This is a genomic window from Mycobacterium colombiense (assembly GCF_003284935.1).
In the GTDB taxonomy this organism is placed as follows: domain Bacteria; phylum Actinomycetota; class Actinomycetes; order Mycobacteriales; family Mycobacteriaceae; genus Mycobacterium; species Mycobacterium arosiense_A.
The window spans coordinates 71,628-97,727 of sequence record NZ_QMEV01000008.1 but is presented as its reverse complement, the minus strand read 5'-3'; the positions used below and the strand labels follow the sequence as shown (position 1 = coordinate 97,727).

The following is a 26,100-nucleotide window of genomic DNA, read 5'->3' as shown; positions in this document are numbered from 1 at the left end:
TCGATCGATTGCGGCGCGGCTAGATCGGCTAGATGGGCGTGATGTAGGCGATCAGCCACTGCTTGCCGACTTTCTTGAAGTCGACCCGCAACCGGCTGCCGTCATACAACGGCTGGCGTGACTTGTCGGTCACCGTGCGGTTCATGAAAACCATCACCGATGCAGATTCCCGTTTGGCCGACATCACCCCCACGCCAACGACATTGGCCTGCACCACCACTTCGCGCTTCTTGGCCTCGGGGATGATCTGGTTGTTGGCGCTCTTCTGGAACTCCGCGCGATAGTCCGGGGTCAGCAGCGGATACGCCGCCGACAGGCTCCGTTCGACGGTTTGGTAGTCATAGGCGAAGACCTCCGGAATCTCCTTGGCGGCCAGGCCGGGCAACACCGCCCGCGCCGCCTGCTCGCCGCGTGTCTGCACCCTGTCCCAGTACATCCAGCCGGCCACCGCGGACAGCCCGACGAACGCCACGGCCAGGAGGTAACCCGCGACGACCAGCAGCCAACGGCGCCATCGCATCAATTGCCCCCGTCGGGATACTTCAGGTCGTAGCCGCTCATCTTGCCGGCGTCGTCTTCGTGGACGATCACACGCAGCCGGTAGGGCATGGACGGCTTGTTGACGCCATCGATGTCGGCGACCGTGACGCGCACCGACACCAGGACAGATGCGTTATTGGTAACGGCGTCAACGCCTTCCAATGCGGCGCCGTTGATGACGGCCTCCGACGTCGCATTGGTGGAGCGAAAGAGGGCCTTGAGATTCTCGGCGTTGTTGTTGGCACCGAGCATGCCGCGCAACGGGCCGCTGGTGCCGTTGATGAACCGGTTCACGCTTTCGTCGATGTTGTCCTGCTTGTAGCTGAACATGTTGACCACCGTCTGGGTGGCGGTGTCGACGAAACGCTGATCGCGCGCCTGCGCCGAGGTGGCGTGGCGCTGCTGAACCAACAGCGCCGCCACGCAACCGACCAGCGCCCCGACTGCGAGCAGTGCGGCCGCGAACGAGATCCACCCCACCAGGGCGCGGTGCGGCTGCCGTCGCGGCGGCGGCTTGATGGACTTGAGGGCCTTGACCGGTTTGGGCGGCGGCTTCGGCGCGGGCGCAACGTCGGTCCGGACAGTGACGTCCTGGGCGGACTCGCCCTTGGCCGGACCCGCCGCGCGGGAGGCCCGACGGCGCACGCGTGGTCTGTTCGTTTGTTCGTCTGCCACGGCAGTGTCCATCACATCGGCCTTGGATCAAGCATGAGGTCCACCCAGTTCTCGGCGCCGGAGGTGCCAGTGGCGCCGGCCGCGAAGATACCAGTGCCACCGGCCGGATCGACAAACGCGCCGGTCTTGTCGTCGTAGGTGGCGTAAGCCGGGCCGCTGGCCTGGGGTTGTCCGCCGGGCGGCGGCCCCCACGGCTTCTCCGGGCCCGGGCCCGCCGGCGGCGGGTTGATGCCCTCCGGCGGGGCCGGCGGGGGCAGCCACTTCGGGTACGGAAGCTGCGGCGGCACGGGCGGGACCCCGGGCGGCTGCCAGGAGGTGAAGGGCGGTGGCGGCCCGTTGTCGTTGGGCGGCGGCGGATCGAAGGCCGGCTGCTTGTTGGGCAACGGACCCGGGCCGGGTGCCACACCCGGCGGCGGTGGCCCGACGATGGGCGTGCCCGGATCGGGCTCAGCGCCCGGCGGGATATACGGGAACTTGTTGGGCGGCAACACGTTCAGGCCGTTGGTCACCGGCGTGTCGTACGGCACCGGCGGACCGCGCCACGGGTTGCGGCCGATCGGCACGTAGCCCTTCGGGTCGCGACACAGCTGGATGGTCGGGGCGCGTTTTCCGGGGAATTCCTGGCACGGGTAGTTGCGGGCGCCGCGCACGGTACTGGGATCGTTTTGCGCGGTCTTGCAGTACATGTCCTTCGGCAGCTCGCGCACCGTCTCGTCGGCCGGGGTGCGCATCAACGGCGGTGGCAGGAAGCCGACGGCGCACGGCGGCGGGTCGTTGAGGTCGAGCTTGAAGTCCAGCTTGGCGCCCTCGTCCTGCGGCACCCCTCCGGCTGAGGTGATAATGGCGGCGAACAGCGCGGGCAACACGACCAGCAGTTGCTCGATCGACTTGTGGTAGATGACGCCCACCCGGCCCAGGTTGGCCAGGCTGGCCGCCAGCGCGGGGAAGGACGGCCGGATACCGGAGAACGCCGTGCTGGCCTCGTCGGTCGCCCCCGGTGCAGTCGCCAGCGTCGAACGCAGCTCCGGGTCGGCCTCCCGCACCTCCGAGGTGAACCGCGCCAGCCCGTCGGACAGCGACTTGATGTCGGCGCCGGCGAGGATCTGCGCTTGCAGGAACGGGCCGGCCTGGTCGATCAACTGCGCGGCTTGCGGATAGTTGGCGTTGGCCTCGTCCACCAACAGTCGGGCAGACTCGAACAACCGGGCCAGCTCGGGTCCCGACCCGTTGGTCGCGATGAACGTCTCGTGCAGCAGTTGGCGCAGCCGGGTGTCGCCCAGGCTGTTGGTCAGCGCCTCCGCGCGCTTCAGCAGGTCGGCGACGTCTTGGCCGATCCGGGTGTTCTGCCGATCGATGCGAAACCCGTTGCGCAGCTTGATCATTGCCGGTGTATCCGGTGGCACCAGATCGATGTATTGCTCCCCCACAGCCGATACGCTCTTGACGGTGGCGGTGACATTCGACGGGATGGGCGTCCCACTGTTAAGCCGCATCCGGGCAGTGACGCCATTGGGGTTGAGGCCCACCGACTCCACCCGGCCGACGGCGACCCCGCGATAGGTGACGTTGGCGTTCTTGTACAGGCCGCCACCGGCGACGAAATCGGCTGTGCCCGCGTACGTTCCGAGCCCGTAGGTTGACGGCAGTCGTAGGTAGAACACCCCCATCACGGTGAGCGTGATGACCGTGATGGCGGCGAAGATCGCCAACTGGATCTTGGTCAGCCTGTCATGCATCTGTGCCCGCCCCTACTGTCCCGAAGCCGTGCCGGGCGGAATCTTGAATGGATCCGCCGCCTGTCCGGACAGGTTGGCCAGTTCGCCGGTCAAGAAGTCCGGCGGATTGACGATCTCGTTCATGTGGGCCATGTTCGGGTCGAAATACGCGGTGGTGAAGAACGTCTCTCCAATCCGCCGCAACGTGAGGTCATAGGTGGTGAACACGTTCAGGTAATCGCCTCGTACGGATTGCTTGATACCAAAGTTCGGGAACGGGAAGGTGAGCAGTAATTGCAGCGACGTGATGAATTCATTTCGGTTGTCGTTAAGCGCCTTGACGACCGAATAGAGGCCCTTGAGATCCTCAGCAAAATCGACCTTAGTTTTCGCTAACACTCGCGACGTAACCGTAGCCAGCTTCTTAAGCGCGGCGAACGCCTCGACAATGTGCTCGCGATTCTTATTTAGGACCTGAATCGCTTCGGGCAGGGTGTCTAGCGCGCGCCCCAGGTTGTCTTTATCGTGCGCTAGGCTCGCCGAGAATCGGTTCAGGCCGTCGACCGCGTTGATGATGTCATTGACCTGCCGGTTGAGCCCAGCGGTCAGTTCAGCCAGTCGGGGCACCAGGTCGACGAATTGGTTCTGCCGGCCCACGACCGCCTGATAGGTCTCGTCGGTGATCTCTTCCAGGGCGCCGACATTGCCCTTGTTCACCACCACACCCAAGGCTGACAACACCTCCTCGGTGGTGGGATAGCGACCGGTGTTGGACTCGGAGATCTTCGATCCGTCCTTTAGCCGACCGACGGCCGGCTTGTCCTTCGGGCGCGCCAGGTCGACGTGCATCGAACCCAACAGCGACGTCTGCGCGATTGTCACCGTCGAGTTGGCCGGCAGCACGACGTTCTTGTCCAACGCCAATTTCACTGCCGCGTAGAAGGACCCGTCCGGGCGTTGCACGCCCTGGATCCCGGAGACACTGCCGACGGTGACGTCGTCGACCATGACCGGCGAGTTCTGCGGCAGCGTTGCCACGTCGGGCAGATCGACGGTGATCGAGTACGCGCCATCACCATGCCCAGCGGTGCCCGGCATCGCCAGCGAGTTCAAGCCGTTGAATTGGCAGCCGGCCAGCAGCATACTGCCGGTCGCCAATCCGCCGGCACGCAACCACATCCGGTTCATTTAGCCGCCCCCCTAGTTACCCTGCGGCGGCGACGCCGGCCTCGGCGGCGGTCCGGGAAGCGGCCCGAAGGCACTCCCTGGCGGAAGGGCGGGGCCGGCATTTCCTAAAGCGGGGCCCGGAGCCTGGCTCGTCTGAGGAGCCTGCGGAACCAGCAGCGCCTGCAGATCCGCGGGGTCATGCGGTTGCGGTGTATCAGAATGGCCGGCCGGAATCCAGGTGAGATCTGGAACTGGGGTCTGCGACTTCGCCTTCGTCTCCGGAGTGTCATAGATGATCTGGCCCTTATAGGCGGTGATCGTGTTAAGGGGATGGAACATGATCGGTGGGTAATTGACGGTAAGTCGGCGCAGCACCGGTCCTAGCCGCTCGCGGCAGAGTTCGGCGCGCCGGAAGTAGTCGGGCGCGCGTGGCCCGGCCGCCGTTTCGAACGACCCGCCGCAGATGAATTGCACCGGGTTGGCGAATTCCGGGATCGACAGCAGGCCGTTAAGCGTGCCCTGCGCGGGGTCGTAGATGTTGTAGAAGTTCGCGATGCCCGGGCCCGCCACGTGCAGCACCTGCTCGATGTTGTCACTCTGGTCGCTCAGCGTCTTCGCAAAGTCGTTGAGGTTGTTGACCGTATCGATGATGGTTGAGTTGTTCTCGTGCAAGAACCCGCGGATGTCGGACAACGCCTGGTTGAGTGTGCTCAGCGTCGTGTCGAGGTGACGGGAGCTGTCGGCGAGCACCTGGGAGACGGAGGCGACGTTGCCGGCGAACTGCACGATCTGTTCGTTGCTGGCGGAGAGCGCGCTGACCAGAACCTGAAGGTTTTTGACGGTGTTGAAGATGTCGCTCCGCGAATCCCCGAGCCGCCCAGCGGCTTGCGAGAGTTCGCGCAACGCGTTGTGAAAAGAGTCGCCGTTGCCGTTGAAGGTGTCCGCGGCCTGGTCGATCGCCCGGCCCAGGGGCCCCTGCATCGATCCCGTGGTGGGGCCGAGCTGCACGGCCAGCTTAGTCAGCGACTCTTTGACCTCGTCCCATTCCACCGGAACGCCGGTGCGGCCTAGGCCGATACTGCCGCCGTCGGGCAGCACCGGCCCGCCGGTGTAGGCCGGCGTGAGCTGAATAAACCGGGCGGCCACCAAGTTCGGCGACATAATGATCGCACTCGCGTCCTTCGGGATCTTGACTTCTTTGTTTACCGCCATCGTGATCTTGACGTCGGATGGACGCGGTTCGATCGTGCTGATGGTGCCGACCGGCACTCCAAGCACGCGGACCTGGTCACCGGGGTAGAGCCCGACGGCCGACGTGAAGTAACCGGCAATACTTCGCGAATTGCCGGTAGAAGACAGTACATACACGCCACCCACCAACGCCGCGATTAGCGCGATGGCGGTGCTGTAGCGCAGCCATCGGCTGCCGGAGATACGCTGCATCATGGCGACTTCGGCCTAATGATCCAGCGCTCTTGGATGAGGCCGCGCAAATAGTCGGCCAGGCTGGCCGGCAGCTTGCCGGGCTGATAGAAAAAGTCGAACACCGTAGCGACCAGGGGTGCGGGTAGAACACTGTAGACGTTTACGTTGAACCCCGGCCCCGAGCCGACAACTTCCCCCAGTGTCGTTGCGTAAGCAGGGAGGCGCTTTAACGCCTCGGTAATGTAGTCGCGGCGTTCATTCAGGTTGTCTAGGACAAGGTTCAGCTTGTTGAGCGACGGGCCGAATTCCTTGCGGTTGTCGGCGACGAAGCCGGAGATCTGTGCCGACAGGCCTTGGATCCCCGAGATGAGCCGGCCGAGGGCGGCTCTGCGCTCGTCGAGCGCGGCGAACAGTTCATCGCCGTCGTCCACCAACTTGTTGACTTGTTCGGCGCGCTGGGCCAGCACACCGGTCACCGACTTCGCGTGTGCCAGTAGGCTTTGCAGCGCGTCGTCGCGGCGGTTCAGGGTGCGCGACAGCGTCGTCAAACCCTCGAGCGCACCTCGCAGTTTGGGAGTGGCGTCGTGCAGCGTGTCGGTCAGCACGTTCAAGGCCTGCTCGAACTGGGGCTTGTTCAGGTTGTCCGCGTTTTGACCCAGGTCCTCAAGCGCGCCGGCCAGCGTGTACGGCGTGGTCGTGCGGCTGAGCGGGATGGTGGTCCCCTTGCCGCTGCCCGCTGGGGTCACCGCGATCGAACGCTCGCCGAGGATCGTGTCGGTGCGGATCGCGGCTAGCGACTGATCACCGACACCCACGTGGCGATCAACACTGAAGGTGATCTTGGCGCTGTCACCGGCGAGCCCGACCGAGGTGACCTTGCCCACCTTGAAGCCGGAGACGTAGACCGCGTTGCCGGGGTTGATGCCACCGGCGTCGGAGAAATAGGCGTCGTAGATCTTCCCCTGGGGCCAGAATGGTAGGGCCGCATACCCGAACGCGATCATCACTATGCACACCACCAGCACCACGCCGAAGACGCCGGTACGCAGCGGATCGCGCACACGCTCACTCTCACTTGACAAAAGCGCACCTCCCCTTGCTGGGGTCGACCGGGCCGCCGAACGGAATCAAGATGTCGCCTCCAGCCGGACCGTTGATCTTGATCGTCACCGAGCAGAAGTAGATGTTGAAGAACGAACCGTAGGATCCCAGCGCAGCCAAGCGCAGATAGTCCTCGCCCAGCTGCTCTATGTCGTTGTCGACCTCGGCCTTACGATTGTCGATCTCCGTTGCCAGTGGCCGGGTGTTCTCCAGGATGCCCTGCAGCGGACGACGTGAATTCTGCAGCAGCTCAGTCAGGTCCGTCGTTGTAGAGGCCAGCGGCGGGATGACGCCCGCTATGTCGTCCTTGTGCTTAGCCAGCCCGCTGATCAAGTGCTGCAACTGGTCGACACTAGCCGAGAACTGGGCGCTGCGCTGATCGACGGTCTTGAGCACCGTGTTGAGGTTCTCGATTGTGTCTCCGATGATTTGGTCGCGCTGGCCGAGCGCCGATGAAAACGCACTGGTGTCGGCCAGCACGTTGGACAATGCACCGCCCTGTCCTTGCAGCAACTGGATGACGGCGCCGCTGATCGTGTTGACCTTGTCAGCGTCCAGGCCCTTGAGCACCGGCTGCAGGCCGCCGAGCAGCGCGTCAAGGTCCAGGGCGGGCTGGGTGTGTTGGGAGTTAATGGTCGCGCCCGGCGGCAGCTTCCGCAACTCCCCGGGGCCGGAGGTTATCTCCAGATACCGGTCCCCGACCAGGTTTTCGTAACGAATCACCGCCCGCGTGGACGAATAGAGCGTGTAGCGCTCGTCAATCCCGAACGTCACGTCAATGGTGTTGTCCGGGTTGAGCTTGACGCCGGAAACCGCACCGACCGGCACGCCGGCGATGCGTACCTTCTGGCCCGACTTCAACCTCGAGACGTCGGTGAACGTTGCGTGATAAGTGCTTTCGGGACCCAGCCGGAAGTCGCCGAAGACCACCACCAGTGCGGCGGACACCAACAGCATTGCCGCCGCAAAGATGCTGACCTTGATCATCATAGAGCGGTGCGAGGGCATGCTCCCAGCGGCCATCAGAAGTCGTCCCGTTCCGCGAAGGCGCCGTGGAACAAGAACTGCAGCGTCGACGGCGCGTCGACCTGCACCTCCGTGAACGGCTCGTACGGAACGTTCGCGTTATCGGTGACGAGGAAGGGCGAACGATAAAACGAGCCTCCGTTCTGCTTTGTCGGAAGGTCGGGCAGCCCACGGCAATTGGGACCTCCGGAGGCGTTGACTATAGGCAGAGATTCCGGATAGGTGTACGACGGTGAACCTAGGATGAAAAGCGACGAGGTGAACAGGCCGGCCTTCACCGTGCCGATCAAAGGAGCAAACTCTTTCACCCCTCGCGCCACCCCCTTGAACAGGCAGCCGAATTCCGGCGAATAGTCGGCGGCCACCTTCAGCGGGGCCCGCAAGCGGTTGATCGCGTCGATGAAGTCCTGTTCGGCCGGAGCCAGGGAGTCATAGGCGTTGTTCGACAGGCCGATGGTGGCCAACAGCGTGTCGTTGAGGTTCTTCTGCTGATCGACGACCGTCTTGTTGATCGTCGGCAGATTGTCGACGATGGTGGTCAGATCCGGCGCCGCGTCGGCGTACACGTTGGCCACGACCCCGGCCTTGCGAAAGTCCTCCTGCAGGACGGGCAGCTTCGGATTGACCTGGCGCGTCAGGGTGTTCAAGCCCGACAGGATGCCGCCCAGGTCGTCGCCGTGACCGCGCAGGCCTTCCGCGAACGCGCTGAGCGTCCCATTGAGTTCGACGGGGTCGATCTTGTGCAGCAGGTCCATCAACGACTGGAACAGCGTGTTGACTTCTAGCTGCACTGAAGAGGCCGCGACATGTGCATCCGGGCGCAGCGACGTGGGCGAGGGTGCCTGTGGCGGAATGAATTCCACCCCCTTGGCGCCGAAGATGGTGTTCCCCGCGATGTGCACCGGCGCGTTGGATGGAATGAAATGCAGGTCGTCGCTGTTGATTCCGAGCGTAAGCCGCGCCTGGTCCCCGGAGTAGTCAATGGTTTCGACCTTGCCGATCTGGATGCCCCGATACTTGACCTTGGCGCCCTTCTCCATCACCAGTCCGGCTCGGGGCGCAGACACCGTGATGGTGTCGATCGACGCGAATGCGGCTGTGTAGGAAAGGTAGGTCAGCACGGCGAAAGCCACCATCAGGCTAGCCAGCACTGCTGCTGCCAGCCGGACGGTGGTTCGTCGCGTATCTGTTTCTGCCATGTCCTTTTAAGCGGTCCTGTTATCCGGAGAGGTTGAAATTACCGGACGCGCCGTAAACGGCGAGTGAGATGCACAGTGTGATTACGACGACCACGATCAGTGACGTCCGCACAGCCTGACCGACCGCGATACCGACGCCGACCGGACCGCCGTGCGCGTTGTAGCCGTAATAGGTATGGACCAACATCACCGCGATGGCCATCACTATGGCCTGCAGGAACGACCACAACAGGTCCGACGGGATCAGGAACGTATTGAAGTAGTGGTCGTATAGACCTTTGGACTGTCCGTTGATGTACACCGTGGTGAAGCGGGCGGCAAAGAACGCGGCGAGTACCGACAGTGAATACAGCGGAATGATCGCGATGAGCCCGGCGATCAACCGGGTGGAAACCAGGTAGGACACCGACTCCACCGCCATACACTCGACGGCATCGATCTCCTCCGACACCCGCATGGCGCCCAGCTGCGCCGTGGCACCGGCGCCGATGGTGGCCGCCAGCGCGATACCGGCGATCACCGGCGCAACTACGCGGACATTGAGGAACGCCGACAGGAAGCCGGTCAGCGCCTCGATACCGATGTTACCCAGGGAGGAATAACCCTGCACCGCGATGACCCCGCCGGAGGCCAGCGTCAGGAATGCTGCAACACCCACCGTGCCGCCGATCATGACCAGCGCCCCGGCGCCCATCGTCATTTCGGCGATCAGCCGGACTGTCTCTTTGCGGTATCTGGTGATCGCGTGGGGGACTTGACGCACCGTTCGGCCGTAGAACAAGGCCTGCTCACCGAAGTCGTCGACCGGCTCCTGCAACCGGGAGGCGAGATTGCGCAGCCGAAAGCCAACGTCGTAGCTCATCGAGTACTCACTTCGCCGAGATTCGCACGCCGATGGCGGTCATCACCACGTTGATGACGAACAGACAGATGAACGCGTACACGACTGTCTCGTTCACGGCATTACCCACGCCCTTGGGTCCGCCCTTGACCGTCAAGCCGCGGTAACAACCGACCAGCCCGGCCATCACGCCGAAAAGCAACGCCTTGACCTCGGCGAGAACCAGCTCGCGCAGCCCGGTCAACACCGTCAACCCGTTGATGAACGCACCGGGGTTGACGCCCTGCAGGAAGACGGAGAACACGTAGCCACCGGCGAGGCCGATCGCGCACACTAGGCCGTTGAGCAGCAGCGCAACCACGGTGGACGCCAGCACCCGGGGAACGACGAGCCGCTGGATCGGGTCGATGCCGAGCACCCGCATCGCGTCGATCTCTTCGCGGATCGTGCGGGCACCAAGATCGGCGCAGATCGCGGTGGCACCGGCACCCGCCACCACGAGCACCGTCACCACCGGCCCGAGCTGGGTGATGGTGCCGAAGGCCGTTCCGGCGCCAGACAAGTCGGCTGCTCCGATTTCGCGCAGCAGGATATTCAGCGTGAACGCCACCAGCACGGTGAACGGGATGGACACCAGCAGCGTGGGCACCAGCGACACCCGAGCGATCATCCACGTCTGTTCCAAGAACTCGCCCAATTGGAATGGCCGGCGAAAAGTCTCGCGGCCCGTATCCATCATCATTTCGAAGAATCCGCCGACGGCGCGGGCGGGGACCGCGAGTTGTTCCCTCAACGCGGTTCCCCCTCGGTTTAGCCTCGGCGAAGTCTATGTGTGGCCTTTGCCGCTCTACGGTCGCACGGGGCTCGGTGTGAGCCGGAACATATTAACTCAGGACGCGTTCACCGTGTCAATGAACAGTGCTTCTTTGTCCGAACCGTTAATTCGGCTGGTCATAAGCACTTGTCGCATGTCAAACTGAAACACGTTCTACCTGGTGATTCCCCGTAATCGACCACCCGCCGGCGGCTATTGTCCCATCAGCGCACTGGCGGAAAAATTGTGCTCAGGATCACGGCCAGCAAAGTAATCCTGCAGCGTCGAACTCAGCTGCACGGGGTCCCACGCGGCGCCGTCGGCGCTGAATTTCCGCTCCACGGTCGGCGCGGCGACCAACGTCACCTGTGGACCGTAGACGATGAACACCTGACCGTTCACCTCGGCGGCCGCCGGGGACGAAAGGAACTTCACGAGATTGACCACATGCTCCGGCGACAAGGGGTCGATGCCGCCCGCTTCCACCTCGGGTGCGTCGCCGAAGACGTCGGCCGTCATCGCGGTGCGGGCGCGGGGGCAGATCGCGTTCGCGCACACCCCGTAGCGGCCCAGCGCCCGCGCGGCCGTCAGGGTGAGCGAGATGATGCCGGCCTTGGCGGCGCCGTAGTTCGCCTGCCCGACCGGACCGACCAGCCCGGCCTCCGACGCGGTGTTGACGATCCGGCCGAAGACCTGGCCGCCCGCTTCCTTGGCCTTGGAGCGCCAGTAGGTCGCCGCGTTGCGGGTCAGCAGGAAGTGACCGCGCAGGTGCACCGCGATGACGAGATCCCACTCCTCGTCGGACATGTTGAACAGCATCCGGTCGCGGGTGATCCCGGCGTTGTTCACCACGATGTCGAGGCCGCCCAGCGAATCGGCCTGAGCAACCAGTTCGTCGGCGGTCGCGCGTTCGCTAATGTCACCGGCCACGGCGACCGCCTTCGACCCGGCCGAGTTGATCTCGTCGATAACGTCGGAGGCATCTAACGCCGCGGCGATGTCGTTGACGACTACGGTCGCGCCTTGGCGGGCCAGGCCGAGCGCCTCGGCGCGCCCCAGGCCCGCGGCCGCACCGGTCACCACCGCGACCTTTCCGGAGAGATCGGTCGCGTTCGTGCTGCTAGTCAATTTATGAATACCTCTAGTTTCGGAATGCGCGCTCTGGGCTGGAGATTAGTCGGCGCGCTGAAGTGCCGCGCGCGGGCATTCGGCGATCGCCTGCTCGGCCAGCTTTTCCTGATCCGCGGGAATCGGGTCGAGCTTCACGACGGCGTAATCCTCGTCGTCCAGGTCGAAGATATTCGGGGCAATTCCCAAGCACACCGCGTTACCTTCGCATCGGTCACGGTCCACGATCACCCGCACTGCACCCTCCTAGAACCAGGCCTTCACCGAAGGACTCGTCTCATCAGTATGTAGGTCCACCATAGGGCCCCGACAGCTTCGGCGAAACGGTCGCTGGATTCCCAGACTAGAACGTGTTACAACCGGGGAGGCGAACGGGTAGCCGTTGGTCGAGCTGCAGCCTGTGACAAGGCTTGTTACTCCGAACGTCGTAAACCTCAAGGACGGCCGAAATGCGCATCAGTTACACCCCGGAACAAGAGGAGCTGCGTCGCGAGCTGCGGTCCTACTTCACCGACCTGATGACCCCCGACCGCCGGGAGGCGCTGACCTCGTCGGGCGGCGGCGAGGTCGGCACCGGCACCGCGTATCGCGACACCGTCGCGCAGATGGGCAAGGACGGGTGGCTCACCCTGAACTGGCCCAAGGAGTACGGCGGTCAGGACCGCTCCCCGATGGACTCGCTGATCTTCACTGACGAGGCCGCCATCGCCGGCGTGCCGGTGCCGTTCCTGACGATTAACAGCGTGGCGCCCACGATCATGGCGTTCGGCACCGAGGAGCAGAAGAAGTTCTTCCTGCCCAAGATCGCGGCCGGCGAACTGCACTTCTCCATCGGCTACTCCGAGCCCGGCGCCGGCACCGACCTGGCGAACCTGCGCACCACGGCGGTGCGCGACGGCGACGACTACGTCATCAACGGCCAGAAGATGTGGACCAGCCTGATCGCCTACGCGGACTGGGTGTGGCTGGCGGTGCGCACCAACCCCGAGGCCAAAAAGCACCGCGGCATCTCGATGCTGACCGTGCCGACGACCGCCGAGGGCTTCTCCTGGACTCCCGTGCACACCATGGCCGGCGTGGACACCAGCGCCACCTACTACTCCGATGTGCGCGTCCCGGTGACCAACCTGGTCGGCGAGGAGAACGGCGGCTGGAAGCTGGTGACCAATCAGCTCAACCACGAGCGGGTCGCGCTGGTCTCGCCGCAACCGATCTTCCTGGCCCTGCGCGAGGTTCGCGAATGGGCGCAGAACACCAAGGACGCCGGCGGCGCCCGGCTGATCGACTCGGAATGGGTGCAGATCAACCTGGCCCGCGTGCATGCCAAGGCCGAGGTGCTCAAGCTGATCAACTGGGAACTGGCGTCAGCGTCGAGCGAAACCCTGAACCCGGCGGACGCGTCGGCGGCCAAGGTGTACGGCACCGAGCTGGCCACCGAGGCCTACCGGCTGCTGATGGAGGTCCTGGGTACCGCCGCGACGGTGCGCCAGAATTCGCCGGGCGCGTTGCTGCGCGGCCGGGTCGAACGGATGCACCGGGCGTGCCTGATCCTGACGTTCGGCGGCGGCACCAACGAAGTGCAGCGCGACATCATCGGCATGGTCGCCCTCGGCCTGCCCCGGAACCGCTGAGCCGCTACGGAATAGAAGGACGGACGTTCATGGATTTCACCACCACCGAAGCGGCGAACGACCTCGGCAACCTGGTCGACACCATCGTGGACTCGGTATGCACACCCGAACACCAGCGTGAGCTCGACCGGCGAGATCCGGGGGCACCTCCCGCTTGCGGGGGACGCTTCGACCGCGCCCTGTGGGGCAAGCTGATCGACGCCGGCATCCTGTCCAGCGCGTCGGCCACCTCGCTCGGGGGTGACGGCTTCGGCGCGCTCGAGCAGATCGCGATCCTGGTTGCGCTGGGGCACCAGCTGGCCGCCGTGCCGTACCTGGAATCCGTGGTGCTGGGCGCCGGGGCGCTGGCCCGGTTCGGTTCCGAAGAGCTGCAACAAAATTGGGGCGTGCCTGCGGTCAACGGCGAGAAGACGCTCGGCGTGGCCCTCGACGGTGAGATGGGCGAGGGGCCGGTGCGGGCGGCCGGCGCCGGCGCCGGCGCCGGTTACCGGCTGACCGGAACCCGCACCCAGGTCGGCTTCGGCCCGGTGGCCGACGCGTTCCTGGTCCCGGCCGAAACGGACTCCGGCACGGCCGTTTTCCTGGTCACCGCCGAGGACCCGGGCGTCACCGTGACCGCGCTGAAAACCACCGGCCTGGGTAGCGTCGGGCACCTAGCTCTGGACGGGACCGAGGTGGACGAGGGTCGCAAGGTCGGCGGCGCCGAGGTCGTCACGTGGCTCGGCACACTGGGCACGTTGGGCCGCAGCGCTTTCCAGCTCGGGGTTCTCGAGCGGGGCCTGCAGATGACGGCCGAATACGCGCGTGAGCGTGAGCAGTTCGACCGCCCGATCGGCAGCTTCCAGGCGGTGTCGCAGCGGCTGGCCGACGGCTACATCGACGTCAAGGGGCTGCGGCTCACCCTCACCCAGGCGGCCTGGCGGGTCTCGGAGGACATTCCGGCCGAAATCGACGTCGCCAGTGCGGCGTTCTGGGCGGCGGATGCCGGTCACCGGGTGGCGCACACCATCGTGCACGTGCACGGCGGCGTGGGCGTCGACACCGATCACCCCGCTCACCGTTATTTCCTGGCCGCCAAGGAGATTGAGTTCGCCCTGGGCGGTGCGACCGGTCAGCTGCGGCGGATCGGCCGGGAGCTGGCGGAGACGTCCGCTTAGGCGCGATGGAACTCACCGACGACCTGACCGTCACCAAGCTGCTGGCGCCGCTCACCGAGATCGACGATCGGGGTATCTACTTCGAGGACTCGTTCACCAGCTGGCGCGACCACCTGCAGCAGGGTGCCGCGATCGCCGCGGCGTTGCGGGCTCGGCTCGACCCCGCCCGGCCGCCGCACGTCGGCGTGCTGCTGGAGAACACCCCGTTCTTCTCGGCGATGCTGGTGGCGGCGGGCATGTCGGGCATCGTGCCGGTGGGACTCAACCCGGTGCGTCGCGGCGAGGCGCTGCGGCGCGACATCGCCCGGGCCGACTGTCAATTGGTGCTGGCGGATTCGAAATCGTCTGAGACGCTGGGCGATATCGAGCACCTGAACGCCGACTCCTCCGAGTGGACCGACGAGGTCGCCGCGCACCGCGCCACCCCGATCTCCTTTCAGGACGCGTCACCGACGGATCTGTTCATGTTGATCTTCACGTCGGGCACCAGCGGCGAGCCCAAGGCGGTCAAGTGCAGCCACGGCAAGGTCGCGATCGCGGGCGTGACGATGTCGGCGCGCTTCGGCCTGGGCCGCGACGACGTCTGCTACGTGTCGATGCCGCTGTTTCATTCCAATGCGGTGTTGGTCGGCTGGGCGGTGGCGGCGGCCTGCGAGGGCTCGATGGCGTTGCGGCGCAAGTTCTCCGCCTCGAACTTCATCGTCGATGTCCGTCGCTACGGTGCCACCTACGCCAATTACGTGGGCAAGCCCCTGTCGTATGTGCTCGCCACGCCCGAGCAGCCCGACGATGCCGACAACCCGCTGCGCGCGGTGTACGGCAACGAGGGCGTGCCCGACGACATCGAGCGCTTCGGCCGCAGGTTCGGGTGCGTCGTGCAGGACGGGTTCGGTTCCACCGAGGGCGGCGTGGCCATCGCACGCACGCCCGACACACCCCCGGGTTCGCTGGGCCCGCTTCCGCCGGGTATCGACATCATTGATCCCGACACCGGGGCATCCTGCCCGCCTGGCGTGGTCGGCGAACTGGTCAACACCGCGGGGCCGGGGCGTTTCGAGGGTTACTACAACGACGAGGCGGCCGAGGCCGAACGGATGGCCGGCGGCGTGTACCACAGCGGTGATCTGGCCTACCGCGACGACGCCGGCTTCGCGTATTTCGCTGGGCGGCTGGGCGATTGGATGCGAGTCGACGGGGAAAACCTCGGCGCCGCGCCGATCGAGCGGGTATTGCTGCGCCACCCCGACGTCGCCGAGGTCGCGGTGTACCCGGTTCCGGACCCGAGGGTCGGCGACCAGGTGATGGCCGCGTTGGTGATGGCCCCGGGCGCCGAGTTCGACGACGAAAAGTTCCGCGCGTTTCTGGCCGGGCAGCCGGATTTGGGACCCAAACAATGGCCGTCGTACGTGCGGATCAGCGCCGAACTCCCGCGGACGGTGACGTTCAAAGTGTTGAAGCGCCAACTGGCCGCTCAGGGCGTCGATTGCGACGATCCGGTGTGGAAGATCCAGCGCTAGGGACCCGGGACGGGCGTTACCGCCGGATGCGCCGTCCACGCAGTAAACTCAGCGCTTGATGAAAATCCGCGAAACGATCGCCGGCTCGATCCTGGTCGGGTCGCTGGCTGGCGCCGCGCTCGGGCTGAGCGCCGGTTTCGCCACGGCGGATCCACCTCCGCCGCCTCCCCTGCCTCCCCCACCGCCGCTGGTGTGGTCGCCGCCGACGCCGGACCCCGGGCCGTGGGAAGCCCCTCCCCCGCAGGAGGAAGGGCCCCCGCTGCCGCCGCCGGGCTGACGGTTCCGCCCGGCACCCGGCGCCGCCACGTACATGCCGCAACGACAAGGAGACGCGATGGTTGACGCGCCGGTCCCCCGCCTCGGCGTCGTGGTGCCGCACGCCGATGTCGGAGCCAGCGCGTGACGGCACGGCCGCTCGAGCTCGCGCTGGAAGCCAGCTTCGAACAGCTCTCGGCCGCGGTGCCGGCGAACGTCGGCGTCGCGATCGCCCGGCCGGACAGAACCTTTTCGCTGGGCAGCTGGTGGTCGGGCGTGGCATGGTCGACCATCAAGGTGCCGTTGGCGATAGCGGCGCTGCGCAGCGATTGGCTGGGCGCGCGCGATTTGGTCGTCAAAGCCATCACCGAATCCGACAATCGCGCCTCTGAACAGTTGTGGTCGCAATTGGGTGAGCCGGCGGTTGCGGCGCGACGGGTCCAGTCCGTCGTGGCCGAAGGCGGTGACACCGCGACCGTGGTCGAATCGCGTCGGCTTCGCCGCGGTTTCACCGCGTTCGGCCAAACCCAGTGGAGCCTGCAGCGTCAAGCGCGGTTCGCCGCGGAGCTGTCGACCATTCCCGACGCCGTCGAAGTGATCGACCTGATGCAGCGCCTCGTCACCGGCGACCAGTGGGGTCTGGCCGCCAAAGGCATTGCCGCGAAGGGTGGTTGGGGGCCGGGGATGCACGGCGAGTACCTGGTCCGGCAATTCGGCATCGTCCCCACCCCGTCCGGTCACTGGGGCGTGGCCCTGGCGGCCGACGCGGACGACGGCGCGTTCGAGACGGGCGTCGACGTGGTCAATACGATGACGGACTGGCTGCTGAGCCGGCTGCCGACGCTAGCCCGTTATTGACGGCACCACGGCGTCGATCAGATGCGGCCCGGGTTCGGCGAAGGCGGCCCGCAGCGCATCTGTAAATTTCTCGGCCGTGGTGACGCGCCGGGCGGGCACTCCCATGCCCTCGCTGATCTTCACGAAATCCATTGCGGGGTCGGATAAGTCGAGAAGTGAGAGCGCCTCGGGCCCGGGTGCCGACCCGGCGCCGACGCGTTGCAGCTCGATCCGCAGGATGTCGTAGGCGCTGTTGTTGTACAGCACGGTGGTCACGTTGAGGTTCTCGCGGGCCTGGGTCCACAATCCCGAAATCGTATACATGGCCGAGCCATCGGATTCCAGACACAGCACCGGACGATGGGGGGCGGCCACCGCGGCGCCCACCGCCGCCGGGATGCCGTAGCCGATCGCGCCGCCGGTCAGGGTCAGCCAGTCGTGTGCCGGCGCCCCGGCGGTGGCCCCCGCGAGCAGCACGCCCGAGGTGTTCGACTCGTCGACCACGATCGCCGCGTCGGGCAGCAGCGCCCCGATCACGTCGGCGGCCGACGCGGAGGTCAGCGCGCCCGTGGGTAGCGGGGGACGCGATGCGGGCGCCACCGGCGCTTCGGTGCCGGGGGCGATCTGGTCGGCCAAAGCGATCAAAGCGTCTGCGGCGCCGCTGTATTCGGCGAGCACGAGCACCTCGCAGCCGGCCGGTACCAGGTCGCTGGGCATGCCGGGGTAGGCGAAGAACGACACCGGCGACTTGGCGCCGGCCAGCACCAGATGCTTGGCGCCGTCCAACTGGGCCGCGGCCGCCTCGGCGAAATAGGCTAGCCGGTCGACCGCGGGGACGTCGGCCCCCCGCTCGAGACGGGTGGGGAAGGTTTCGCACAACACGCGCGCTCCCGTCGCCGCCGCAATGCGGGTGGCCGCCGCCAGCCCGGCACGGCGGGTGGCGTCGCCGCCCACCATGATCACCGTCGGCTCGCCGGAGCCGAGCACCTCGAGCACCTCGGGGGCCAGCAGGGGATCGGCGCCCGTCGGCTGGGCATCCAGGTTGGAGAACAGCTGGGCGCCGTCGGACCAGGACACGTCGGCGGGCAGGATCAGCGTCGAAATCTGCGAACCCCACCGGCTGGCCGCGATGCCTTCGACGGCATCGGCCGAGACCGCAGAGGCGTCACCGGTGCGGCGCACCCAGCCCGAGACGCTGCCGGCCAGCGCGTCGATGTCGGATTCCAGTGGGGCGTCGTACTTTTTGTGATAGGTGGCGTGGTCGCCGACGACCACCACCATCGGCACCCGCGCGCGGCGCGCGTTGTGCAGGTTGGCCAGGCCGTTGCCAAGCCCGGGACCCAAGTGCAGCAGCACCGCGGCCGGTCGATCGGCGATGCGCGCGTAACCGTCGGCCGCCCCGGTGGCCACCCCCTCGAACAGCGCCAGCACGCCGCGCATGCGCGGCACGGCGTCCAGCGCCGCGACGAAGTGCATCTCCGACGTGCCCGGGTTGGCGAAACACACGTCGACGCCGCCGTCCACCAGGGTGTTGATCAGGGCCTGGGCACCGTTCACTTAACTGCCTCCAGTCGGAAAACTCGTTCGGCGTTGCCGCGCAGGAAATCTCGGCGGGCCTCGTCGGACAGCCCGAGGTCATCCAGTCCGGCCAGCGCGTGTTCGTGGGTGACCATCGGATAATTGGTGCCGAACAACACTTTTCGTTGCCCGGTACCGGTCCTCATGAATCTGACGAGTTCGTCCGGCAACCGCTTGATGGTGTACGCCGAGGTGTCGATGTAAACGTTTTCATGCTTGCGGGCGACCGCGACCATCTCCTCGGTCCACGGGTAGCCGACATGGCCACAAACGATCACCAGCTCCGGGAAATCGAGCGCCACCTGGTCGATGTAGGGGATCGGGCGGCCGGTCTCCGACGGGCGCAAGGGGCCGGTGTGACCGACCTGGGTGCAGAACGGCACCCCGGATTCCACGCACTGGGCGAACAGCGGATAGTAACGACGATCGGTGGGCGGGGCGTCCCACAACCAGGGCACCACCCGCAGTCCGACGAATCCTCCGTCGGCTATCCGGCGGCGCAGCTCCCGGACGGCTTCCATCGGGCGGTCCAGGTCGACGGCGGCCAGGCCGAGCAGCCGGTTCGGGTGCGCGGCAACCCATTGCGCCACCTCGTCATTGGAGACCAGGTCGGCTCCGCCGGGCCCACGCCAGGCGCTGAGCACACCCAAGTCGACGCCGGCGGTGTCCATCGACGCCAGGGTCGCGTCGATCGGGATCTCGGTGTCGGGGATCGACCCGCCCGTCCACCGCCGCAGCGACGCCAGCATGTCACTGCGCAAAAACCGCGCAGTCGGATGCTGCATCCAGACATCGATCGTCATGCGATTCGACTCTAGACCGGGGCCCGCCGCCCTCCGAGCTCAGATGGTCAGCGCTGCGCGGGCGCAGGCGTGGGTCTGCTGCGCGTACCCGCCACCGAACAGCACCACGTGCGCCAGCAGCCCGAAGAGCTGATGCAGGCCGGTGCGGTCGCGCCAGCCGGGCCGCACCGCTCGCACTTGTTGGTAGCCGTCGATGACCGCGTCGTAGTGCGGGCAGCCGAACAGCGCGAGCATCGCCAGGTCGGTCTCGCGGTGACCGGCGTGCGCGGCCGGGTCGATGAGCACCACACCGTCGGGCGTCCACATCACGTTCCCGCTCCACAGATCGCCATGCAGCCGTGCCGGCCGGTCGTCGTCGTCGAAATCGCCGGCGCGGCAACGGGCCGCAACGGAATGCACGGCGTCGAGGGTGGCGGCGTCCAGGCGCGGGGCGGCGAGTCCGGCCATCGGGGTCAGCCGTTCGTCGGCATAGAACTCGCCCCAGTGCCGGTGCCGTCGCAGCGAGAGCGGCAGGGGCTGCGACAGCGGCCCGAAGAAACCCGGTCCGTCCCAGCCGTCCGGCCCGGCACCGAACGCCGGCGCGCCGGCGTCGTGCGTGACGGCCAGCCGGCTACCGAACGTGCGCGCCGCCTCTGGCGTCGGGCGCGCGGAGTCAAGGCGCCGCAGGGTCAGGCTGGTGTCGTCCACCGCGACGACCCGCGCGCACGGCACGCCGCCGTCGACGGCGGAAAGCCATTGCAGCCCTGCGGCTTCGGCCGCAAAGAACCCGGCGGGCGCGCCCGCTCGCTGTTTGACGAAGTCGGTCACACCGCGCGCGGGCCTAGCGCTGAAAACGCATCACGCGGTCGCGTGGGCGGCGTGCACGTCATCGGCCGGCCGGGCCTCGGTCTGCTCCTTGGCCCAGCGGTAGTCGGGCTTGCCCGCGGGCGAGCGCTTGACCTCGTCGACCAGCCACAGGCTGCGCGGCACCTTGTATCCCGCGATCTCGGAGCGCACGAAGCGGTCCAGCTCCGACAGCGCGGGCCGGGCGCCCGGGCGGGGCTGCACGACGGCGGCGACGTGCTGGCCGTAGCGCGGGTCGGGCACGCCGACCACCAGGGCGTCGAAGACGTCGGGGTGGCCCTTGAGCGCGGCCTCGACCTCCTCGGGGTAAATCTTCTCGCCGCCGCTGTTGATCGACACCGAGCCGCGGCCCAGCATCGTGACGGTGCCGTCCTCCTCGACGGTCGCGTAGTCGCCTGGGATGGCGTAACGCACGCCGTTGAACGTCTTGAAGGTCTCGGCGGTCTTCTTTTCGTCTTTGTAGTAACCGACCGGAATGTTGCCCTTCTTGGCGATGAAGCCGCGCACACCGGAACCGGGCTTGACCTCGTTGCCCTGCTCGTCGAGGACGACGGTGCGGTGGTCGATCGTCACGCGCGGGCCGCCGGCGTGCGGCGCGTCCTTGGCGACGATGCTGGTGCCGCCGAATCCGGTTTCCGATGACCCAATCGAGTCGGTGATAACCCGGTTGGGCAGCAGCTCGAGGAACTTCTCCTTGATGCTCGGTGAGAACAGCGCCGCGGTCGACGCGAGCAGGAACAGCGACGACAGGTCATATTCGTTGCCCTTGTCCTGGTGTGTCAGCAGCGCGTCGAGCAGCGGCCGCGCCATCGCGTCCCCGGTGAAGAACAACAGGTTCACCTTGTGCTCGTGAATCGTGCGCCACACCTCGTCGGCGTTGAATTCCGGTGTGAGCACGGTGGTGTGGCCAGCAAAGATGGACATCCAGGTGGATGATTGGGTGGCGCCGTGGATCATCGGCGGGATCGGGTAGCGGACCATCGGCGGGTTGGCGGCCGCGGCCCTGGCAAGGTCGTACTCGTCCTGGACGAATTCGCCTGTGGCGAAGTCGGTTCCACCGAACAGCACGCGGTAGATGTCCTCGTGGCGCCACATCACGCCTTTGGGAAAGCCCGTCGTGCCGCCCGTGTACAGCAGGTAGATGTCGTCGGCGCTGCGCGGGCCGAAGTCGCGCTCGGGCGAGCTCTGCGCGATCGCCGAGTAGAACTCGACGCCGCCGTAACGCTGGAAGTCGTTGTCGCTGCCGTCCTCGACGACCAGGACCGTCTTGACGTCGGGGGTGTCGGGCAGCACGTTGGCCACCCGGTCGGAGTACTGGCGCTCGTGCACCAGCGCGACCATGTCGGAGTTCTCGAACAGGTAGCGCAGCTCGCCCTCGACATACCGGTAGTTGATGTTCACCAGGATGGCGCCGGCTTTGACGATGCCGAGCATCGCGATGACGATCTCGATGCGGTTGCGGCAGTACAGGCCGACCTTGTCGTCCTTTTTCACCCCCTGCTCCAACAGGTAGTGAGCCAGGCGGTTGGCCTTCTCCTCTAACTGGGCATAGGTCAACTTCTCGTCGCCGCAGATCAGGGCGACACGGTCGGGCACAGCGTCGATGGCGTGCTCTGCGAGATCGGCAATATTCAAGGCCACGGCCACCAAATTAGAACGTGTTACATTTCGAGGCAAGCTCGTGCCCATAGTCGAGGGAAAGGCGGTAGCCGTGACCGTGGAGAATGCCGGAACCCCAGCAAACACCGAAAACGGGGAGACCGGACCGGACGCGCTGGTGGAACAGCGTGGTCACACCCTCATTGTGACCATGAACCGGCCGCACCGCCGCAACGCCTTGAGCACGGAAATGATGGAAATCATGGTCCAGGCCTGGGACCGCGTGGATAACGACGACGACATCCGCTGCTGCATCCTGACCGGGGCCGGTGGCTACTTCTGCGCGGGCATGGACCTCAAGGCGGCAACCCAGAAGCCGCCGGGTGAGTCATTCAAGGACGGCAGCTACGACCCGTCGCGAATCGACGCCCTGCTCAAGGGCCGCAGGCTCAAGAAGCCGCTCATCGCCGCCGTCGAAGGCCCGGCCATCGCGGGGGGCACCGAGATCCTGCAGGGCACCGACATCCGGGTGGCCGGTGAGAGCGCCAAGTTCGGCATCTCCGAGGCCAAGTGGAGCCTGTACCCGATGGGCGGCTCCGCCGTGCGGTTGGTGCGCCAGATCCCCTACACCGTGGCGTGCGACCTGCTGCTGACCGGCCGGCACATCACCGCCGCGGAAGCCAAGGACATGGGCCTGATCGGCCACGTCGTTCCCGACGGGCAGGCGCTGGCCAAGGCGCTCGAGATCGCCGAAGTGATCGAGAACAACGGACCGCTGGCCGTCCAGGCGATCCTCAAGACGATCCGCGAGACCGAGGGCATGCACGAGGAAGAGGCCTTCAAGCCCGACACCGCCAACGGCATACCAGTGTTCCTCTCCGAGGACTCCAAGGAAGGCCCGCGCGCGTTCGCCGAGAAGCGCAAGCCCAACTTCAAAAACCGCTAGTGCCTTCGCGAGCGTAAGCGCACTGCGAAATCTCGCGTGTTTTTCCGCAGTGCGCTTACGCTCGCGCGCCGAAGGCGTTACAGCAGTGGCGCGCTGGGGGTGAAGACCACCGGCATCGCTTCCAGGCCACTGACGAAGTTCGCCGGCCGCAGCGGCAGGGTCGAGTCGTCGTCGGCCAGCCTGAGATCCGGCAGCCGCTTGAGCACCCGCTCGGTCATCATCGACAGCTCGAGCCGGGCCAGCTGGTTGCCCAGGCAGAAGTGCGTGCCGAACCCGAAGGCCATGTGGCTGTTCGGGTTTCGCCGGATGTCGAAGTTGTCCGGGTCTTCGAACACCGACTCGTCGAAGTTGCCCGACTCGAACAGCAGCATGATCTTCTCGCCCTCGCGGAGTTCGGTGCCGTGAAAGTCCGTGTCGGCCGTCAAAGTTCTGCACATGTTCTTCACCGGCGACGTCCAGCGCAGCATCTCCTCGATGGCGCCGGGCAGCAAGGACGGGTCGCGCACCAGGGCATCCCACTGCTCGCGGTGGCGCACCAGCTGTTCCGTCCCCCCGCTCAAGGTGTGTCTGGTGGTCTCGTCGCCGCCGATGAGGATGAGCAACGTCTCCATGACGATCTCGTCGTCGGACATCCGCTGCCCCTCCACCTCGGCGTTGACCAGGATGGAGAACAGGTCATCGGTGGGCTCGGCGCGCCGCTTGGCGATGATGTCCATGGTGAACGCGGTGTAGGCGGCGAAAGCCTCCATCACGGTTTGGAATTCGGCCGACGCGGGGTCGATGTGCGAGCTCAGCCCGCACACCAGGTCGTCGGACCACTTCAACAGCATGCCGCGTTCGGAGGGCAGCACGCCCAGCATGTCGCCGATCACCGCCATGGGCAGCGGGGCGGCGATGTCGCGGACGAAGTCACACTCGCCGCGCTCACACACCGCGTCGATCAGCGTGTCGCACAACTTGGCGATGGACGGCTCCTTCTCCTTCACCCGCTTGCGGGTGAAGCCGGCGTTGACCAGCTTGCGCCGCAACAGGTGCGCGGGGTCGTCCATGTCGATCATGTACGGCATGCCGGGCTGATCGGGACGGATGCCGCCCGTGCTGGAGAACAGCTCCGGATTGCGTTCGGCGTCCAGGATGGCTTGATAGGTGGTGGCGCCGGCCAGGCCGTTGCGATCGCGAAACACCGGCTGGTTGGCGCGCATCCAGCGGTAGGCCTCGCGCGAGGTGTGACGGTCGGCGTAGAAATTGCCGTCTGCCAGGTCGATATTCGAGATCGCTTCCGGGATGGTCGAAGTCATCTACAGCCTCCAAAGGTTGACGAACGGATTACAGTAACCGGCATGCCTGAGTCACAACACGTAGTTGCGGGGACCGTCCTCACCATGCCGGTGCGGATACGAAAAGCCGACGTGCACACCGCGATGTTTTCGGTGGATGCGCAAGCGGCGCAACGCCTTATCGACTACAGCGGCCTGCAGGTCTGCCAGCCCCGCCCCGGTCGGGCGGTGGTGAACCTGATGCTGGCGCGCTACATCGACGGCGATTTGGGCCAGTACCACGAATTCGGTACCTGCGTCATGGTCAACCCGCCCGGCTCGACGGCCCGCGGCTGGCGGGCCCTGGGCGATGCGGCCGCGTTCATTCACCATCTGCCCGTCGACCAGAGCTTCACCCTGGAAGCCGGGCGCTCGATCTGGGGATTCCCGAAGATCATGGCGGACTTCACCGTTCGTGAGCACGGCCGGTTCGGATTCGACGTCAGCGCCGACGGCGCCCACATCGCGGGCATCGATTTCGCCCGCGGGCTGCCGGTGCCCTCGATGTTCACGTCGCGCCCGCAGGTGCTCAAGACCTACACCTTCGCCGAGGGCACCACCCGGGAAGTGCCCTGGGAGATGCGGGTGCGCGGGCTGCGCGGTCGGCCCGGCGGGGCGACGTTGCGCCTGGGTGATCACGCCTACGCCGAGGAGCTGGCGTCGCTGGGCCTGCCGAAGCGCGCGATGGCCTCCGGATCGGTCGGCCACGTCGAGATGACCTTCGGCGACGCCCACCCGCTCGGCTGACCGGCCGGGCGCGTCCCCCTCGCCGCTTCGCGGCTGGGGGCACCCCCGCTGCATCGTCGTCAGGCGTGCCATCCGGACAATCTAGAACGCGTTCTAAGCCCCTGGCAAGAAAATTAGAACGTGTTCTAGTTTGTCCCGGGCGGGGGTCAGATCAGGGTCGCCAGCTCGCGGACCTGCTCCGTACTGCGGCCGGACACCACCATCATGGTGACGCCGGCGTTCTCCCAGGCCTTGATCTGCTTACGCACGTAGTCGACGTCGCCGACGATCGCGGCGTCGTCGATCACCTCGTCGGGGATGATTTCCGCGGCCTTGTCCTTCTGGTTGCTGCGGAACAGCTTCGTCACGTCGTCGACCACTTCGGAGTAGCCCATCCGCCGGTAGACGTCGGCGTGGAAGTTGGTGTCCTCGGCACCCATGCCGCCCATGTAGAGCGCGATGTAGGGCTTCATGGCCGCGAACGCGGCGCTGCGGTCCTCGGTGATGACGATGTTGGCCGTCGCGCAGATCTCGAAGTCCGCGCGGCTGCGGCGGGCGCCCGGACGGGCGAACCCCTCGTCCAGCCACTCGTTGTAGGTGTCGGCCATCCGCGGCGTGTAGAAGATCGGCAGCCAGCCGTCGCAGATCTCGGCGGCCAGCGCGACGTTCTTCGGCCCCTCGGCGCCCAGCATGATCGGGATGTCGGCCCGCAGCGGATGAGTGATGGGCTTGAGCGGCTTGCCCAGACCCGTTGCGCGCTCACCGGTCAGCGGCAGCGGGTAGTGCGGCCCGGCGCTGGTCACCGGGGCTTCGCGCGCCCACACCTGCCGGATGATGTCGATGTACTCACGGGTGCGGGCCAGCGGTTTGGGGAACGACTGGCCGTACCAGCCCTCGACCACCTGCGGGCCGGACACACCCAGTCCGAGGACGTGCCGGCCGCCGGACAGGTGGTCGAGCGTCAGCGCCGCCATCGCGCAGGCCGTCGGGGTGCGCGCGGACAGCTGAACCACCGATGTGCCCAGCCGCACCCGCGACGTCGACGACCCCAGCCAGGCCAGCGGGGTGTAGGCGTCCGATCCCCAGGCCTCTGCGGTGAAGACGGCGTCGTAGCCGGCCTCCTCGGCCGCGGCGACGAGCTCGCCGTGGTTCTGCGGCGGCTGAGCGCCCCAATATCCCAGCTGCAATCCCAGCTTCATCGTCGTCACCCTTCCGTCGCCGACCCGATGTTGAATCCGTTCTTAGAACCTGTTCTACTCGA

The 26,100-nt window shown here is 66.3% G+C and carries 25 protein-coding genes; 7 read left to right on the top strand and 18 right to left on the bottom strand.

Annotated features, from left to right (window positions below; genetic code table 11):
- Positions 1–28: 28 nt before the first annotated feature.
- From DQP57_RS06460 to DQP57_RS06405, 12 genes are all read right to left on the bottom strand, one after another.
- On the bottom strand, positions 29–520 hold the full coding sequence (locus DQP57_RS06460) for a mammalian cell entry protein (protein ID WP_112632217.1): 492 nt from the start codon (positions 518–520) through the stop codon (positions 29–31).
- On the bottom strand, positions 520–1,227 hold the full coding sequence (locus DQP57_RS06455) for a mammalian cell entry protein (RefSeq protein WP_112632216.1): 708 nt from the start codon (positions 1,225–1,227) through the stop codon (positions 520–522). Before DQP57_RS06455 ends, DQP57_RS06460 begins: the two co-directional genes overlap by 1 nt.
- Positions 1,227–2,951, bottom strand: coding sequence for a virulence factor Mce family protein (locus DQP57_RS06450; protein ID WP_112632215.1), 1,725 nt, complete (start codon positions 2,949–2,951; stop codon positions 1,227–1,229). The genes DQP57_RS06455 and DQP57_RS06450 overlap by 1 nt, the downstream gene beginning before the upstream one ends.
- Before the next feature lie 12 nt (positions 2,952–2,963).
- Positions 2,964–4,118 (bottom strand): MCE family protein, encoded by a 1,155-nt coding sequence (locus DQP57_RS06445; protein ID WP_112632214.1) that lies wholly within the window; start codon positions 4,116–4,118, stop codon positions 2,964–2,966.
- A 12-nt stretch (positions 4,119–4,130) separates the two neighbouring features.
- Positions 4,131–5,543 carry a virulence factor Mce family protein gene (locus DQP57_RS06440; protein WP_112632213.1) on the bottom strand — a complete coding sequence of 471 codons (1,413 nt, stop codon included), beginning with the start codon at positions 5,541–5,543 and terminating at the stop codon, positions 4,131–4,133.
- Positions 5,540–6,604, bottom strand: coding sequence for a virulence factor Mce family protein (locus DQP57_RS06435; RefSeq protein WP_112632212.1), 1,065 nt, complete (start codon positions 6,602–6,604; stop codon positions 5,540–5,542). The genes DQP57_RS06440 and DQP57_RS06435 overlap by 4 nt, the downstream gene beginning before the upstream one ends.
- Positions 6,594–7,646, bottom strand: a complete 1,053-nt coding sequence (locus DQP57_RS06430) for an MCE family protein (RefSeq protein WP_112632211.1) — start codon at positions 7,644–7,646, stop codon at positions 6,594–6,596. Before DQP57_RS06430 ends, DQP57_RS06435 begins: the two co-directional genes overlap by 11 nt.
- A complete protein-coding gene (locus DQP57_RS06425; protein ID WP_112632210.1) occupies positions 7,646–8,848 on the bottom strand; it encodes an MCE family protein in 1,203 nt (400 codons plus the stop codon). Before DQP57_RS06425 ends, DQP57_RS06430 begins: the two co-directional genes overlap by 1 nt.
- 19 nt (positions 8,849–8,867) lie before the next feature.
- A complete protein-coding gene (locus tag DQP57_RS06420) occupies positions 8,868–9,710 on the bottom strand; it encodes an MlaE family ABC transporter permease (protein ID WP_112632209.1) in 843 nt (280 codons plus the stop codon).
- A 7-nt stretch (positions 9,711–9,717) separates the two neighbouring features.
- Positions 9,718–10,482: an MlaE family ABC transporter permease gene (locus DQP57_RS06415; protein WP_112632208.1), complete on the bottom strand. Its 765-nt coding sequence runs from the start codon at positions 10,480–10,482 to the stop codon at positions 9,718–9,720.
- 234 nt (positions 10,483–10,716) lie between these two features.
- On the bottom strand, positions 10,717–11,631 hold the full coding sequence (locus DQP57_RS06410; RefSeq protein WP_112632207.1) for a 3-oxoacyl-ACP reductase: 915 nt from the start codon (positions 11,629–11,631) through the stop codon (positions 10,717–10,719).
- Between the two features lie 45 nt (positions 11,632–11,676).
- Positions 11,677–11,868: a ferredoxin gene (locus DQP57_RS06405; RefSeq protein ID WP_112632206.1), complete on the bottom strand. Its 192-nt coding sequence runs from the start codon at positions 11,866–11,868 to the stop codon at positions 11,677–11,679.
- Positions 11,869–12,080: 212 nt separating this feature from the next.
- Here DQP57_RS06405 and DQP57_RS06400 point away from each other — a divergent pair, with 212 nt between their 5' ends.
- The 5 genes from DQP57_RS06400 to DQP57_RS06380 all read left to right on the top strand — a co-directional run bounded on the left by DQP57_RS06400 (position 12,081) and on the right by DQP57_RS06380 (position 17,049).
- Entirely contained in the window at positions 12,081–13,262 is a 1,182-nt protein-coding gene (locus tag DQP57_RS06400) for an acyl-CoA dehydrogenase (RefSeq protein ID WP_112632205.1), read from the top strand.
- A 29-nt stretch (positions 13,263–13,291) separates the two neighbouring features.
- Positions 13,292–14,419, top strand: a complete 1,128-nt coding sequence (locus DQP57_RS06395) for an acyl-CoA dehydrogenase family protein (protein ID WP_112632204.1) — start codon at positions 13,292–13,294, stop codon at positions 14,417–14,419.
- Between the two features lie 5 nt (positions 14,420–14,424).
- Positions 14,425–15,936 (top strand): long-chain-fatty-acid--CoA ligase FadD17, encoded by a 1,512-nt coding sequence (gene fadD17, locus DQP57_RS06390; protein ID WP_112632203.1) that lies wholly within the window; start codon positions 14,425–14,427, stop codon positions 15,934–15,936.
- Between the two features lie 58 nt (positions 15,937–15,994).
- Entirely contained in the window at positions 15,995–16,213 is a 219-nt protein-coding gene (locus tag DQP57_RS06385; protein ID WP_112632202.1) for a hypothetical protein, read from the top strand.
- Positions 16,214–16,335: 122 nt separating this feature from the next.
- A complete protein-coding gene (locus DQP57_RS06380) occupies positions 16,336–17,049 on the top strand; it encodes a serine hydrolase (protein WP_112632201.1) in 714 nt (237 codons plus the stop codon).
- Here DQP57_RS06380 and DQP57_RS06375 read toward each other — a convergent pair.
- From DQP57_RS06375 to DQP57_RS06360, 4 genes are read right to left on the bottom strand one after another with little or no spacing between them, the layout of a single operon-like run.
- On the bottom strand, positions 17,035–18,585 hold the full coding sequence (locus DQP57_RS06375; RefSeq protein ID WP_112632200.1) for an acetolactate synthase large subunit: 1,551 nt from the start codon (positions 18,583–18,585) through the stop codon (positions 17,035–17,037). The two genes, DQP57_RS06380 and DQP57_RS06375, sit on opposite strands and share 15 nt — an antisense overlap.
- Positions 18,582–19,409, bottom strand: a complete 828-nt coding sequence (locus DQP57_RS06370; RefSeq protein WP_112632199.1) for an amidohydrolase family protein — start codon at positions 19,407–19,409, stop codon at positions 18,582–18,584. The genes DQP57_RS06375 and DQP57_RS06370 overlap by 4 nt, the downstream gene beginning before the upstream one ends.
- A 39-nt stretch (positions 19,410–19,448) precedes the next feature.
- Positions 19,449–20,216: a fructosamine kinase family protein gene (locus DQP57_RS06365; protein ID WP_112632198.1), complete on the bottom strand. Its 768-nt coding sequence runs from the start codon at positions 20,214–20,216 to the stop codon at positions 19,449–19,451.
- Positions 20,217–20,246: 30 nt separating this feature from the next.
- Complete coding sequence (locus DQP57_RS06360) at positions 20,247–21,899, bottom strand: acyl-CoA synthetase (RefSeq protein ID WP_112632197.1); 1,653 nt, start codon at positions 21,897–21,899, stop codon at positions 20,247–20,249.
- Between the two features lie 34 nt (positions 21,900–21,933).
- Between DQP57_RS06360 and DQP57_RS06355 the strand changes: the two genes are divergently transcribed.
- Positions 21,934–22,797, top strand: a complete 864-nt coding sequence (locus DQP57_RS06355) for a crotonase/enoyl-CoA hydratase family protein (protein WP_430918195.1) — start codon at positions 21,934–21,936, stop codon at positions 22,795–22,797.
- 77 nt (positions 22,798–22,874) lie between these two features.
- On the opposite strand, the gene DQP57_RS06350 is transcribed toward DQP57_RS06355, so the two are convergent.
- Positions 22,875–24,095: a cytochrome P450 gene (locus DQP57_RS06350; protein ID WP_112632196.1), complete on the bottom strand. Its 1,221-nt coding sequence runs from the start codon at positions 24,093–24,095 to the stop codon at positions 22,875–22,877.
- Positions 24,096–24,137: 42 nt separating this feature from the next.
- Here DQP57_RS06350 and DQP57_RS06345 point away from each other — a divergent pair, with 42 nt between their 5' ends.
- A complete protein-coding gene (locus DQP57_RS06345) occupies positions 24,138–24,860 on the top strand; it encodes an acetoacetate decarboxylase family protein (RefSeq protein WP_205869054.1) in 723 nt (240 codons plus the stop codon).
- A gap of 146 nt (positions 24,861–25,006) precedes the next feature.
- Here the strand turns inward: DQP57_RS06345 and DQP57_RS06340 are convergent, their stop codons facing one another.
- Positions 25,007–26,038 (bottom strand): LLM class F420-dependent oxidoreductase, encoded by a 1,032-nt coding sequence (locus DQP57_RS06340; RefSeq protein ID WP_112632194.1) that lies wholly within the window; start codon positions 26,036–26,038, stop codon positions 25,007–25,009.
- Positions 26,039–26,100: the final 62 nt, after the last annotated feature.

Coding starts and splice junctions, on each gene's coding strand:
- fadD17 (WP_112632203.1), top strand. CDS start 14,425: ATGGAACTCACCGACGACCTGACCGTCACCAAGCTGCTGGCGCCGCTC.
- DQP57_RS06460 (WP_112632217.1), bottom strand. CDS start 520: ATGCGATGGCGCCGTTGGCTGCTGGTCGTCGCGGGTTACCTCCTGGCC.
- DQP57_RS06340 (WP_112632194.1), bottom strand. CDS start 26,038: ATGAAGCTGGGATTGCAGCTGGGATATTGGGGCGCTCAGCCGCCGCAG.
- DQP57_RS06455 (WP_112632216.1), bottom strand. CDS start 1,227: ATGGACACTGCCGTGGCAGACGAACAAACGAACAGACCACGCGTGCGC.
- DQP57_RS06370 (WP_112632199.1), bottom strand. CDS start 19,409: ATGACGATCGATGTCTGGATGCAGCATCCGACTGCGCGGTTTTTGCGC.
- DQP57_RS06420 (WP_112632209.1), bottom strand. CDS start 9,710: ATGAGCTACGACGTTGGCTTTCGGCTGCGCAATCTCGCCTCCCGGTTG.
- DQP57_RS06385 (WP_112632202.1), top strand. CDS start 15,995: ATGAAAATCCGCGAAACGATCGCCGGCTCGATCCTGGTCGGGTCGCTG.
- DQP57_RS06350 (WP_112632196.1), bottom strand. CDS start 24,095: ATGACTTCGACCATCCCGGAAGCGATCTCGAATATCGACCTGGCAGAC.
- DQP57_RS06450 (WP_112632215.1), bottom strand. CDS start 2,951: ATGCATGACAGGCTGACCAAGATCCAGTTGGCGATCTTCGCCGCCATC.
- DQP57_RS06430 (WP_112632211.1), bottom strand. CDS start 7,646: ATGGCCGCTGGGAGCATGCCCTCGCACCGCTCTATGATGATCAAGGTC.
- DQP57_RS06395 (WP_112632204.1), top strand. CDS start 13,292: ATGGATTTCACCACCACCGAAGCGGCGAACGACCTCGGCAACCTGGTC.
- DQP57_RS06445 (WP_112632214.1), bottom strand. CDS start 4,118: ATGAACCGGATGTGGTTGCGTGCCGGCGGATTGGCGACCGGCAGTATG.
- DQP57_RS06425 (WP_112632210.1), bottom strand. CDS start 8,848: ATGGCAGAAACAGATACGCGACGAACCACCGTCCGGCTGGCAGCAGCA.
- DQP57_RS06345 (WP_205869054.1), top strand. CDS start 24,138: ATGCCTGAGTCACAACACGTAGTTGCGGGGACCGTCCTCACCATGCCG.
- DQP57_RS06400 (WP_112632205.1), top strand. CDS start 12,081: ATGCGCATCAGTTACACCCCGGAACAAGAGGAGCTGCGTCGCGAGCTG.
- DQP57_RS06440 (WP_112632213.1), bottom strand. CDS start 5,543: ATGATGCAGCGTATCTCCGGCAGCCGATGGCTGCGCTACAGCACCGCC.